The sequence below is a fragment of the Pseudomonas extremaustralis genome, from assembly GCF_900102035.1.
GTDB lineage: Bacteria > Pseudomonadota > Gammaproteobacteria > Pseudomonadales > Pseudomonadaceae > Aquipseudomonas > Aquipseudomonas extremaustralis.
Window position 1 is genome coordinate 5768039 of the sequence record NZ_LT629689.1, and the last position, 12658, is coordinate 5780696.

The window sequence follows — 12658 nt, forward strand, 5'->3', positions numbered from 1 at the left end:
GTTATATAGGGAGATCCATGGATGACCAGCCAACGAGCGGCCGCCGTCCCGGCCTTGCGCCCCGAAGGCACAATCGCCCTGATCGCCCCCGCCGGCCCCGCCGCGCTGGATATTGAAAAGGCCGGCCAATGGATGCGCTCCCGTGGCTACGACCTGCGGATTTCCCCCGGTGTCCATGAGCGCGACGGCTACCTCGCCGGCAGCGATGACATACGCCTGCGTGACCTCCACACGGCCTTCGCCGACCCCGAAATCGATGCGATCTTCTGCCTGCGCGGCGGCTACGGTACACCGCGCCTGCTTGATCGCCTGGACTTCGACCTGTTGCGCGCCAACCCCAAGCCGTTCGTCGGCTACAGCGACATCACCGCCCTGCACCTGGCGATCAACCGCTACGCCGGTTTCGTGACCTTCCACGGCCCGATGCTCAATGCCGATCTGCTGGGTGACAAGCAACCACCGACCGAGTCCTCGCTGTTCAGCCTCTTGCGCGGCCGATTGGGCGCCGGCAGCGTGTTGACGCACCCGGTGGCCTACCCATTGACCACGATCGAGCCTGGCATCGCCTGTGGGCGCCTGCTGGGGGGCAACCTGTCGATGATTGCGGCGGTGATGGGCACGCCTTATGAAATCGACGCTGAAGGCATCATCCTGTTTATCGAAGACGTCAACGAGCCGATCTACCGCATCGACCGCTTGCTCACGCACCTGCGGTTGGCGGGCAAGTTGGCCCAGGTCGGGGGTGTGCTGGTGGGGGATGTGGCCGGGGTGGATCGGGTTGCGCTGGAGCGCTTGCTGAAGCAGACCTTCGCGCCGCTGGGTATCCCGGTGTTATCCGGTTGGTGCAGTGGGCATTGCGATCCGAACCTGACGCTGCCGATAGGGGCGCTGGTGCGGCTGGATGCGGGGGAGCAGCGGGTGGTGCTGGAACAGGATGTGGTGTTCAGGCCCTGAAGCTGTCGTCGTTTGTTAAACCGCTATCGGGAGCAAGCCCTCTCCCGATAGCAGTAGTCGCCACAAACCGATCTAGCGGTTCTTCAGCGACTCCAGCAGTTTCACGGTCGGATACCCATCCGCCGGCCAGCCCAACGATTGCTGTGCCGAGCGAATCGCCTTGCGCGTGTTCGCGCCGATAATCCCGTCCGGGTTGCCGGCGTCATAGCCATTGGCGCTGAGCACTGTTTGCAGGTCGATGCGCTGCGAGCGGCTCAGGGGCAGCTCGTCTTTCGGCCAATCGCCACGAATCACACCGCCGCCGCCAAAGCGCTCCGACAACAGGCCCACGGCCAGTGCATAAGACGACGAGTTGTTGTACTTGAGGATCGCGCGAAAGTTATCCAATACCAGGAACGCCGGGCCACGGTAGCCGGCCGGCAGCAGCAGGGCGGCGGACAGTTGCTCGACATTCGGCGGCATGCTCGCGCCTGCTGGCAGCTCGATCCCCAGTTTCAGCCACTCGGCAACGGTCTTGCGAATGCCGCCGTCGGCCAGGGCGTAATCGAAGTTCGCCGGCAATGGCTTGACTTCAAAGCCCCACGGCTGGCCCCGCTGCCAGCCGGAGCTTTGCAAGTAGTGCGCGGTGGAAGCGAGGGCGTCGGCCGGGCTGTTCCAGATGTCGCGGCGACCGTCGCCGTCGAAGTCCACGGCATGGGTGTTGTAGGTGGTCGGGATGAACTGGGTCTGGCCCATGGCGCCGGCCCAGGAGCCTTTCATTTGGTCGGCCTGGATATCGCCATGCTGGATGATCTGCAGCGCCGCCAGCAATTGCGCCTGGGCAAATGCCGGGCGACGGCCTTCGTAGGCCAGGGTCGCGAGGGAGCGGATCACCGAGTTGTTGCCCTGGAACTGGCCGAAGTTACTCTCCATGCCCCACACCGAGACCAACGCCTGGCGGTCGACGTCGTAACGTTGTTCGATGCTTTGCAGGATGTCCGCGTACTTGATCAACTGTGCCTGGCCATTGCGCACGCGCACTGGCGACAGGGCGCCCTCGAGGTATTCCCACACCGGCCTGGAAAACTCCGGCTGGCTGCGGTCGGCGCGGATCACCGCCATATCGGGGGTGACGTTGGCGAAGGCATTGTCGAACACCGCAGCAGTGATGCCGGCCCTCAAGGCTTCCACGCGAAAGCCAGCCTGCCATTCGGCGAAGGTCTGGGTCGGTTGGATATCGAGGTTGTCCACGGCCAGTGGGGCCACGACAGCGGGCGTTGCCACCGGGGCGGTCTGGAGCGGTGGTAGGGGTTGGGCGTCGGCGGCGGTAGGTTTTTCGGCGCAGGCGACTAGCAGTACGAGGCTGGCGGCAGCGATCAATTGGCGAAGGTGCCAACGACGGGAAAGACTAGAGGGCATGCACAGGTCCAGGGGTTACAAATCAGGTACAGACCTTATCATGCCAGAGGGGCGCTTGCCTTCAGGCAGCCAGAAAGTAAGAAGCCTCCCAGCTATTAGACTGGAAGGCTTCGCGGCGGTAGCTGCCTTTGCCCTTGCCGGCGCGTTCTTGACGGCTGCGGAACAGTGGCTGGGCGATGATGGATTTGGCCTTGTTGGGGCCATGCTTGGATGGCTTTTTGCTCATGATCGATACTCTCTTGGGTTGGGGTGCAGCGGTGCAAATCATCGGCCTAAGTCGCACGGCTGTAAAGCCCGGCAGGTGTCTTGAAATGTAAACGCGGTCCAGATGTGGGAGGGGGCTTGCTCCCGATTGCGGGGTGTCAGTCGCTATAGATGCTGGCTGATCCATCGCTATCGGGAGCAAGCCCCCACATGGGTTTTGCGGTGTTTTTAAGCGAGGGGTTATTCGGCGGGTAATGCCAGGCGCTGCCCGGACATCAGCAGTGACAGGCGGCTGAGGCTCATCCATGGCGAACCGGCCGCCTGGCCCTTGATCTGGGCATCGATGCATTGCGCATCCAGTAACAACTGCGCCCAGCGTTGCGCCGAGTGCCGTTGCAGGGCCTTGCTCATCAGGGGTTTGCGCTTGTCCCACACCGGTGGCCTGGCCTGGCTGAAGCATTTGTCCAGCGGCGTGCCCTGGCTGTATTGCAGGGAAATGTTGGCCAGCACCCGCAGCTCCCGGGCCAGGGCCCAGAGAATCACCGGTGGCTCCACGCCTTCGCCGCGCAGGCCTTCGAGCATGCGCAGGGCATGGGCGGGCTCACCGTTGAGAATTGCATCCACCAGCCCGAATACGTCGAAGCGTGCGCTGTCTGCCACTGCGCCCTGGACGGTCTCGACGGTGATCTGCCCGTCTTCGGCCATCAGCTTGAGCTTTTCGATCTCTTGGGCGGCGGCCAGCAAGTTGCCTTCGACCCGGGCCGCGATCAGCTCTACCGCGTCCTGGGTCGCCGACAGCCCCGATTGAGACAAGCGCTGGCGAATCCACTGCGGCAACTGGCTGCTGTCCACCGGCCAGATCTGGATGAACTGGGTCTGTGCCCCTTCCACCAGAGCCTTGCCCCATTTGGTTTTCTGCGCGCTGCCGTCGAGCTTGGGCAGGCTGATCAGCAACACCGTGTCTTCGGCCGGGCGCGAGCAGTATTCCATCAGGGCGGCCGCGCCTTTGTCGCCCGGCTTGCCTGAAGGCAGGCGCAGTTCCAGCAGACGTTTTTCGGCGAACAGCGACATGCTCGCGCCCGCTTGCAGCAGCGTGCCCCAGTCGAAACTGGCGTCGGCGCTGAACACCTGGCGTTCATCGAAACCTTGCTGGCGCGCGGCGCTGCGAATGGCGTCGGCGGCTTCCTGACACAGCAGCGGGTCGTCGCCGCTGACAATATAGACAGGCGCAAGGCCACCTTGCAGATGCTTGGCGAGTTGGGCGGGGGCGAGTTTCATAGGCGGGGCGAACGGGGCGCTGGGAGCGCCCCGTCTGGCTTACTCGACAGGAACTTCGACAGGCGATTGTTTCGGCGTGTTGTCTTCGTATTCCTTCGCGGCTTTCAGCGCGTCGGCATCGGCCTTGGCCTTGTCGTCAGCACGTTGCTGCAGGGTAGCGAGTTGTTCCGGGGTCAGCATCGACAGGCGCAACACCATGCGCTGTACCAGTTCGCGACGCATTTCCTTGCGCACCTGGGTGATTTCGGAGTCCGAACCGACCAGGTTGTTGCCGTCGTGGCTGACGATTTTCTGCACCTGGATGTCATCACCCATCAATGGCAGGTGATCGCGGCCCTGGATTTCGAAGCTGAGCACGCTGCTCAGTTCGATGTCGGAGGCACGGCCGGCGCTGGCGTAGCTCAGGTTACGCTGGGTTTGTTTTTCGTTGGCCAGGAACAGCTTGTAGGTCGCGCCGGTGTAGACGTGCACGCCGCTGTTTGTCAGGACCTGACGCAACTGGGTCACTGTTTCGCTGTAGGCGTCGCGAGCGCTGACGTCCAGTTCCTTGATCGTCAGGTCATTGGTGCCGGTACCGCGCAGCTGGAAGCCGCAAGCGCTCAGCAGCACGGCGAGGCCCATAACCAGCAGATTGCGTTTGATCATTTTGTTGCTCCCCTTGAAACCATGTGGGCCTTATCGAGGCCCTGAAGGCTTTGTTCGGCGCAAGGCTCAAGCCCTGCGCCCGATCCGATTAGCTAGCGACGATATTGACCAGTTTGCCAGGCACCACGATCACTTTGCGGATCGTCAGCCCTTCGGTAAAGCGCAGCACATTCTCGTTGCTGCGGGCGGCCGCTTCGACTTCTTCGCGGCTGGCGCTGGCAGGCATGTCGATTTGGCCGCGCAACTTGCCGTTGACCTGGATGACCAGTTGCAGCGTGTCCTGAACCAGGGCGCTGTCATCCTGTACCGGCCAGCGCGCATCGATGACGGCCTCGCTGTGGCCCAGACGGCTCCACAGGTCATGGCTGATGTGCGGCGTGATCGGCGCCAGCAGCAGGGTGACCGTTTCCAGGCCTTCCTGCACCAGTGCGCGATCCTGTTCGGTGGCTTGCGGCGCTTTTTCCAGCACGTTCATCAGCGTCATCACCTGGGCGATGGCGGTGTTGAATTTGTGATTCTGGCCCACATCCTGGCTGGCTTGCTTGATGGCCAGGTGGGTGCTGCGGCGAATGGCTTTCTGCTCGTCGCTCAAGGCGGCCACGTCCAGTTTGCCCGGCAGGCCCTGGCTGACATGGGCGTGCGCCAGGCGCCAGACGCGCTTGAGGAAACGGTGCGAACCTTCGACGCCGGAGTCGGACCATTCGGCGCTCATGTCGGGCGGCGAGGCGAACATCATGAACAGGCGGCAGGTGTCGGCGCCGAACTGGTCGATCATCGACTGTGGGTCGACGCCATTGTTCTTCGACTTGGCCATCTTTTCGGTGCCGCCGATCTCCACCGGCAGGCCGTCGGCGATCAGTTTGGCGCTGATGACCTTGGCTTTGCTGTCGCGCTCGAGCTCGACGTCGGCCGGGTTGAACCAGGTATAGGCGCCATTGGCTTCGCGGCGATAGTAAGTCTCGGCGACCACCATGCCCTGGGTCAGCAGGTTCTTGAACGGCTCGTCCGAGCTCACCAGGCCTTCGTCGCGCATCAGCTTGTGGAAGAAGCGTGCGTACAACAGGTGAAGGATGGCGTGTTCAATACCGCCGATGTACTGATCCACCGGCAGCCAGTGGTCGGCCGCGGATTTCTCGACCATGCCACCCTCGTAGTGCGGCGAGGCATAACGGGCGTAGTACCACGAGGACTCGACGAAGGTGTCCATGGTGTCGGTTTCACGCTTGGCCGGCGCGCCGCATTTCGGGCAGTTGCATTCGTAGAATTCGGGCATGCGCGCCAGCGGCGAGCCGGCGCCGTCCGGCACCACGTCTTCGGGCAGGACGACCGGCAGTTGGCCTTCCGGTACCGGCACGTCGCCACAGGTGTCGCAGTGGATGATCGGGATCGGGCAGCCCCAGTAGCGCTGGCGGCTGATGCCCCAGTCGCGCAGGCGGAACTGGGTGCGCGAGGCGCCGAGGTTTTTCTTGATCAGGGCGACTTCGATGGCATCGAAGGCGCCAGCGAAGTCCAGGCCGTCGAACTCGCCGGAGTTGATCAGGGTGCCGTGTTCGCCGTAGGCGTCTTGCCACGGGGCCGGGTTGGTATCGCCCGAGCTGGTGCGGACCACGGACTTGATCGGCAGGTTGTATTTGGTGGCGAATTCGAAATCGCGTTCGTCGTGGGCCGGCACGGCCATGACGGCGCCATCGCCATAGTGCATCAGCACGTAGTTGGCGACCCATACCGGCAACTTTTCACCGGTCAGCGGGTGTTCGACGAACAGGCCGGTCGGCAGGCCTTTTTTCTCCTGGGTGGCGACGTCGGCTTCGGCCACGCTGCCGCCTTTGCATTCGGCGATGAACGCCTGCAGCTCAGGGTTGTTCTGTGCGGCCTGGGCGGCCAGCGGGTGTTCGGCGGCCACGGCGACGTAGGTCGCGCCCATCAGGGTATCCGGACGGGTGGTGAAGACTTTGAGTGCGCCCGCTTCGCCGATCGAGTCGACGTTGTACGGGAACTGCACTTCCATGCCCTTGGACTTGCCGATCCAGTTGCGTTGCATGGTCTTGACCTGTTCGGGCCAGCCCGGCAGGTCGTCGAGGCTCGACAAGAGTTCATCCGCGTAGGCGGTGATCTTGAAGTAGTACATCGGGATTTCGCGCTTTTCGATCAGCGCGCCGGAACGCCAGCCGCGACCGTCGATCACCTGCTCGTTGGCCAGCACGGTCTGGTCGATCGGGTCCCAGTTCACGGTGCCGTTCTTGCGGTAGATCACGCCTTTTTCGAACAGGCGGGTGAACAGCCATTGTTCCCAGCGGTAGTAGTCCGGCTTGCAGGTGGTCACTTCGCGGGACCAATCCACCGCCAGGCCCAGGCTGCGCAGCTGGTTCTTCATGTAGGCGATGTTTTCGTAGGTCCACTTGGCGGGGGCTACGTTGTTTTTCATCGCGGCGTTTTCCGCCGGCATGCCGAACGCGTCCCAACCCATGGGTTGCAGGACGTTCTTGCCTTGCATGCGCTGGTAACGGGAAATCACGTCGCCGATGGTGTAGTTACGCACGTGCCCCATGTGTAGCTTGCCGCTGGGGTAAGGGAACATCGATAGGCAGTAGTAAGTCTCCTTGCCTGGCTGTTCACTGACTTCAAAGGACTTTTGCTCGTCCCAGAAGGTTTGGGCGGCATTTTCTATTTCACGGGGCTGATATTGTTCGTGCATGGCTACTTTTGAACTGAATAGGGGTGGCCTAATCCTCTTCGGTGCAATGTCCAGGCTGATCGACACCAAAAAGCGCCGCGTCCGTGCCCAAACCCTGCGGGAAGTGGAGTTACAGGAAGCGCCGTAGCATACATGACCCCACTCTATCGAGGGAAACCCTGATTGCGCGGCCGAGGCCGTCTGTCGCGGCGCCAGGCAGGCGTAGCGATGGGGACTACGCTGTTTATTGGGGAGTGAGTCTTATCTTCAATGAGGTGAGGGGATGGTTGAATCGCAGCGAAGCGCAACGAAAACGGACATCTACGAAGGATTGATCGATCGATTGGGTCGAGCATTGGATGCAGCGAGAACAGCGGGCCGATTGCGTGATGAACGGCCTGTCGAGTTGGAACTGCGCGGTCTGACCCGCGCGGAGCTGGAACTGATCAAGGCTTTTCTGCAGCGTAATGGGCGCAGTACACCTCCTTGTGTGGCAACCCCGCCAGCCAAGGAACCTGCGCATTCTGCCAAGGTGGTGTGGCTCAAGGACGTGTCGGCCGGTCGCGGCCCGGAAAAGCTCCGGTCCGTCCGCTAGCGTCATCCATTCCCCCTTGTGCGTCATGTCACGGTAAAGATTGTCGTTAAACCCCGTTACACCTTAGGCTTCGGGCATCTGTGGAGATGCCCGATGCCTATTCGTTACTTCATCAAACAACTGCTTTTGCCGCCCGGCATTTTCTTGCTGTTGCTGGCCCTTGCCTGGTGGTTGCGTCGCAGCCGTCCCCGTTTGGCCGGTTGCTGCTTTGCCCTTGGGCTGGGTGGCATGTGGTTGATCAGCCTGCCGGTGATGGTGGAGTGGGGCGCCCGGGCCCTGGAAAGCGCGCCGCCGCTGGCCCGTGAAGACTGGTCGACCCTGGCCCAGCGCGCCGACGCCATTGTGGTGCTAGGCTCGGGGCGCGAGCGTGGCGACCCGGCGTGGGGCGCCGACCAGCCGACAGGCATCGGCCTGGAACGCCAGCGCTATGCCGCGCGACTGGCCAAAGCCTCCGGGTTGCCGGTGTTGACCACCGGCGGCTTGCATTACGGCACGCCGCCCAGTGAAGCGCAGTTAATGGCGGTATCGATGCAGGATGATTTCGGCGTCGCGGTGCGCTGGAAGGAAGAGCGCAGCCGCACCACCTGGGAAAACGCGCAAATGAGCGCCGAGATTTTATTGCCCGAGGGTATCAAGCGGGTGGTGGTCGTCACTCAGGCCTGGCACATGCCGCGTTCGGTATGGAGTTTTGAAAAGGCCGGTTTCACCGTGGTACCGGCGCCCGTGGGCTTTCTCGGCGTGGACAACGCCCGGCCGCTGGGCGGCTGGATGCCGGAGTTCAAGTCGGTGTGGCAGAGCGGACAGTTGATCAACGAGGCCGTAGGGCAGGTGGGTTACCGGTTGTTCTATCGCTGACGCTGCACACAGAAATAGATGTGGGAGGGCGCGAAACCCCTCCCACATGGGGTTTCGCGAGGAGCTGTCAGACCGCTTTGGACATCCGACCGGCCAGCAGCGCCCAGCCGAACAGCGCCAGGCACACAACGATCAACGGCCACGAGCGCCATTGCAGGTACGGCGTGAGTTCGTGCATCGGCACCACTTCGCCATACAGAATGCCGCGCTCGAACTGCGGGATCTGTGCGGTGATCTGTCCATACGGATTGATCAGCCCGGTCACGCCGTTGTTGGTGGCGCGGATCATCCAGCGCCCGGCTTCCAGCGCACGCATCTGCGCCATTTGCAGGTGCTGCAAGGGGCCGATGGAGCGACCGAACCAGGTGTCGTTGCTGATGGTCAGCAGCAGGTCGCTCTGGGCCGACAGGCCGGCGGCGAATTCCGGGTAGACCACTTCATAGCAGATGAACGGCGCGATCTGATAACCCTTGGCTTGCAGCATCGCCTGGTCGGACGGGCCACGGGCGAAGTCCGACATCGGCAAGTCGAAGAACGCGATCAGCCCACGCAGCATGTCCTGCAATGGCACGTATTCGCCGAAGGGCACCAGTTTCTGCTTCAGGTAAGTGCCGTCGCCTTCGCCCACCACGGTGATGCCGTTGTAGTAGCGCTTGTGGCCGTGGACTTCCTGGCGAATCGGCACGCCAGTGATCAGCGCGCTGTGCCGCTCGGCGGCGAACTTGCCCATCATCCCGAGGTAGCCCTCGACGGACTCCTTGAGCACCGGCACGGCGGTTTCCGGCCATATCAGCAGGTCGACACGCTTGGAGCTGAAGCTCATGTCGCGGTACAGGGCGAGCTGGGCATTGAGCTGCTCCGGGTCCCATTTCATGCTTTGCTCGACGTTGCCCTGGATGGCCGCCACGCTCAGCGGCGCGCCGGACGGGCTGGTCCAGGCGTGATGCTTGAGCGCCAGGCCGATCGCCCAAGGCGCTACCAGTAACACCAGGCCCGCGCCGATAAAGGCATTGCGTTTGCTCGCCAGCAGGCGCGGCAGGTTGCACAGCAAGGCGGCGGTCAGGGCCAGGGCGAAGGAAATCAGCCACATCCCGCCCACGGGTGCGAGGCCGGTGAGGGGGCCGTCAAGTTGGCTGTAGCCGGAGTACAGCCACGGGAAACCGGTGAGGAACCAGCCGCGAAAGGCTTCCTGGCCGACCCACAGCGCGGCGAACGCTAGGGCGTCGGCCAGGGGCGCTTCGTTGCGGCGCAGCCAGCGCGCCCACAGCCAGGCGGGCAGGGCGAAAAACCAGGCAATGGCGGCGGTGAACAGCAGCATCAGGAAACCCGCCAGCAGCACCGAAGCGCCGCCGAAGTGGTGGATGCTGTAGTAGATCCAACTGGTGCCGGCGCCGAACAGGCCGAAACCGAAACACCAGCCACGGCCCAGAGCTTGGCGTGGGGACAGTTCCCGCAGCCCGACATAGAACAATCCGACCGCAATCAGCGCAAACGGCCACAGATCGAACGGCGCCAGCGCCAGGGTGGTGATGGCGCCGGCCACCGCGGCCAGCAGGTTACCGGGCCAGCCGGGAGCGATGAAACGGCGCATGTCAGTCCTTAGCGGGCAATAGGTGTCAGGCGGATCAGATGAATCCGGCGGCTGTCGGCATTCAGAATGCGGAAGCGATAGGCGCCGATTTCAGTGGTTTCGTTACGTTTGGGCAAGTGACCGAACGCACTCATCACCAGGCCACCGACGGTGTCGAACTCGTCGTCGGAGAATTCGCTGTCGAAGAACTCATTGAAGTTCTCGATCGGCGTCAGCGCTTTGATCAGGAAATCACCGCTGGGCAGGGGCTTGATGTAGCTGTCTTCTTCGACGTCGTGTTCATCTTCGATATCGCCGACGATCTGTTCCAGCACGTCTTCGATGGTCACCAGGCCCGCGACGCCGCCGTATTCGTCGATCACGATGGCCATGTGATTGTGGTTGGCGCGAAATTCGCGCAGCAGCACATTCAGGCGCTTGGATTCGGGCACGAAGGTGGCCGGGCGCAGCAGGTCCTTGATGTTGAAGCTGTCGCCGTTCTCCTTGAGGATCAGCGGCAACAGGTCCTTGGCCAGTAGGACACCCATGACGTCGTCATGGCTTTCACCGATCACCGGGTAGCGCGAGTGCGCCGAGTCGATCACGGCCGGGAGGAATTCCCGTGGGGTCTGGGTCGCCTTGATGCTGATCATCTGCGAGCGTGGGACCATGATGTCCCGAACCTGCAGGTCAGCCACCTGGATGGCGCCTTCGACGATGGCCAGCGCTTCGCTGTCCAGCAACTTGTTCTGATGGGCCTCGCGCAGCAGCTCCAACAGCTCCTGGCGGTTTTTCGGCTCGTGGGCAAAAGCCTGGGTCAGTTTACCCAGCCATGACTTTTGCCCGTTGCTCGATCGGTCTTCGCTCATAGCGATTACTCTAAATCCTTTGATGTTTCAGTTAGGTGTCGTGTCGGTTTCGTCGTCGGCATACGGATCGCGATGACCCAGTTCTGCAAGCAACGTTCGTTCCAGTGCTTCCATCTCTTCGGCTTCGTCATCGTCTATATGGTCGTAGCCCAAGAGATGCAAGCAGCCGTGGATGACCAGGTGGGCCCAATGGGCCTCAAGCTCCTTGCCTTGTTCCTTCGCTTCGCGCTCGACCACTTCGACGCAGATCACCAGGTCGCCCAGCAAGGGGATATCCAGCAGCTCATCGGGAACGTCGGCGGGAAAGGACAGCACGTTGGTCGCGTAATCCTTCTGGCGCCAGGTGTGATTCAGTTCGCGGCCCTCGGGCTCGTCCACCAGACGAATGGTCAGTTCCGAGTCGGCGGTGCGCTGGCGCAGGGCCAGGGTGCACCATTGGCGGAACTGGGCTTCGCTGGGGGCCGGCGCTTCGGTGGCCAGTTGCAGATCAAGCTCAAGCATCGCGGCGAGTGTCCTTGGCGGATGCGTCGTTCTGATGGTCGAAGCGCTCGTAGGCTTCGACAATGCGCTGCACCAGTGGGTGACGGACCACGTCCTTGGGCATGAAATGCGTGAAGCTGATGCCCGGCACGTCCTTGAGCACTTCGATGACTTGGGCCAGGCCCGACTTGGTGCCTTTGGGCAGGTCGACCTGGGTGACGTCGCCGGTGATCACGGCGGTGGAGCCGAAGCCGATACGGGTCAGGAACATTTTCATCTGCTCGACGGTGGTGTTCTGGCTTTCGTCGAGGATGATGAAGCTGTTGTTCAGGGTGCGACCACGCATGTAGGCCAGCGGGGCGATCTCGATCACTTGGCGCTCGATCAACTTGGCCACGTATTCGAAGCCGAGCATCTCGTACAGCGCGTCGTAGAGCGGTCGCAGGTACGGGTCGATCTTCTGGGCCAGGTCGCCGGGCAGGAAGCCGAGCTTTTCGCCGGCCTCGACTGCCGGGCGTACCAGCAGGATGCGGCGCACTTGCTCGCGTTCCAGGGCGTCGACGGCACAGGCCACGGCCAGGTAGGTCTTGCCGGTACCGGCCGGGCCGATGCCGAAGTTGATGTCGTTGCCGAGAATTTCTTTGACGTAGCGCTGCTGATTCAAGCCGCGTGGGCGAATCATGCCTTTTTTGGTGCGCAGGGCCACGCTGGCTTCGGCTACCGGGTTGTTGGCCAGGTCTTCCACGGCCGATTCCTGCAGGTACAGGTGCACGGTTTCCGGCGACAGCTCACTACCCTTGGTTTCGCGGTAGAGGCGGCGCAGCAGGTTTTCTGCGGACGTGGTGTGCTGGGGATCACCAATGAGTTCGAACTGATTGCCGCGGTTGCGGATCTCGATGCTCAGGCGTTGTTCGATCAGGCGCAGGTGCTCGTCGAACTGTCCGCACAGGTTGGCGAAACGGCGAGCCTCAAAGGGCTCGAGGAGAAAACGATGGGGTTCTGCTATGGGTGCGTTCAAGGTTGCTTTTAGCCGCCCTTTGGCTGTTTAAGTGAAACAGAGGATAACGCCAGCCGCCTGTGTGCGAAAGCACTTATCCAACCCGAGTCCAGTGTGGGAGGGGGCTTGCTCCCGATAG

Annotated in this window: 12 protein-coding genes; 3 read left to right on the forward strand and 9 right to left on the reverse strand. The window is 62.4% G+C overall.

Translation table 11 applies throughout. The features are described from left to right. Positions 1 to 21 precede the first annotated feature (21 nt). Entirely contained in the window at positions 22 to 954 is a 933-nt protein-coding gene (locus BLR63_RS26600) for a S66 peptidase family protein (RefSeq protein WP_010562463.1), read from the forward strand. Positions 955 to 1026: 72 nt separating this feature from the next. Here the strand turns inward: BLR63_RS26600 and BLR63_RS26605 are convergent, their stop codons facing one another. The 5 genes from BLR63_RS26605 to leuS all read right to left on the reverse strand — a co-directional run bounded on the left by BLR63_RS26605 (position 1027) and on the right by leuS (position 7174). Next, positions 1027 to 2352 carry a lytic murein transglycosylase gene (locus BLR63_RS26605; protein ID WP_010562464.1) on the reverse strand — a complete coding sequence of 442 codons (1326 nt, stop codon included), beginning with the start codon at positions 2350 to 2352 and terminating at the stop codon, positions 1027 to 1029. A 61-nt stretch (positions 2353 to 2413) separates the two neighbouring features. Next, positions 2414 to 2578 (reverse strand): alternative ribosome rescue factor ArfA, encoded by a 165-nt coding sequence (arfA, locus tag BLR63_RS26610; protein ID WP_003176285.1) that lies wholly within the window; start codon positions 2576 to 2578, stop codon positions 2414 to 2416. Between the two features lie 218 nt (positions 2579 to 2796). After that, positions 2797 to 3834 carry a DNA polymerase III subunit delta gene (gene holA, locus BLR63_RS26615; RefSeq protein ID WP_010562465.1) on the reverse strand — a complete coding sequence of 346 codons (1038 nt, stop codon included), beginning with the start codon at positions 3832 to 3834 and terminating at the stop codon, positions 2797 to 2799. Between the two features lie 39 nt (positions 3835 to 3873). After that, the gene (locus BLR63_RS26620) at positions 3874 to 4479 is read right to left on the reverse strand and encodes an LPS-assembly lipoprotein LptE (protein WP_010562466.1); all 606 of its coding nucleotides are present in this window, start codon (positions 4477 to 4479) and stop codon (positions 3874 to 3876) included. An 88-nt stretch (positions 4480 to 4567) separates the two neighbouring features. Beyond that, on the reverse strand, positions 4568 to 7174 hold the full coding sequence (gene leuS / locus BLR63_RS26625; RefSeq protein ID WP_010562467.1) for a leucine--tRNA ligase: 2607 nt from the start codon (positions 7172 to 7174) through the stop codon (positions 4568 to 4570). A gap of 262 nt (positions 7175 to 7436) precedes the next feature. Here leuS and BLR63_RS26630 point away from each other — a divergent pair, with 262 nt between their 5' ends. Beyond that, on the forward strand, positions 7437 to 7748 hold the full coding sequence (locus BLR63_RS26630) for a hypothetical protein (RefSeq protein ID WP_042946300.1): 312 nt from the start codon (positions 7437 to 7439) through the stop codon (positions 7746 to 7748). Positions 7749 to 7841: 93 nt separating this feature from the next. Then, positions 7842 to 8603: a YdcF family protein gene (locus BLR63_RS26635; RefSeq protein ID WP_010562469.1), complete on the forward strand. Its 762-nt coding sequence runs from the start codon at positions 7842 to 7844 to the stop codon at positions 8601 to 8603. Positions 8604 to 8670: 67 nt separating this feature from the next. Here BLR63_RS26635 and lnt read toward each other — a convergent pair whose 3' ends face one another. Genes lnt through BLR63_RS26655 form a run of 4 tightly spaced genes read right to left on the reverse strand, consistent with a single transcriptional unit; the run spans position 8671 to position 12540 of the window. Continuing rightward, a complete protein-coding gene (lnt, locus tag BLR63_RS26640; protein ID WP_010562470.1) occupies positions 8671 to 10194 on the reverse strand; it encodes an apolipoprotein N-acyltransferase in 1524 nt (507 codons plus the stop codon). Positions 10195 to 10202: 8 nt separating this feature from the next. Next, entirely contained in the window at positions 10203 to 11042 is an 840-nt protein-coding gene (locus tag BLR63_RS26645; protein WP_010206772.1) for an HlyC/CorC family transporter, read from the reverse strand. A gap of 27 nt (positions 11043 to 11069) precedes the next feature. Further along, entirely contained in the window at positions 11070 to 11543 is a 474-nt protein-coding gene (ybeY, locus tag BLR63_RS26650; RefSeq protein WP_010562471.1) for an rRNA maturation RNase YbeY, read from the reverse strand. Beyond that, complete coding sequence (locus tag BLR63_RS26655; RefSeq protein WP_010562472.1) at positions 11536 to 12540, reverse strand: PhoH family protein; 1005 nt, start codon at positions 12538 to 12540, stop codon at positions 11536 to 11538. The genes ybeY and BLR63_RS26655 overlap by 8 nt, the downstream gene beginning before the upstream one ends. Positions 12541 to 12658: the final 118 nt, after the last annotated feature.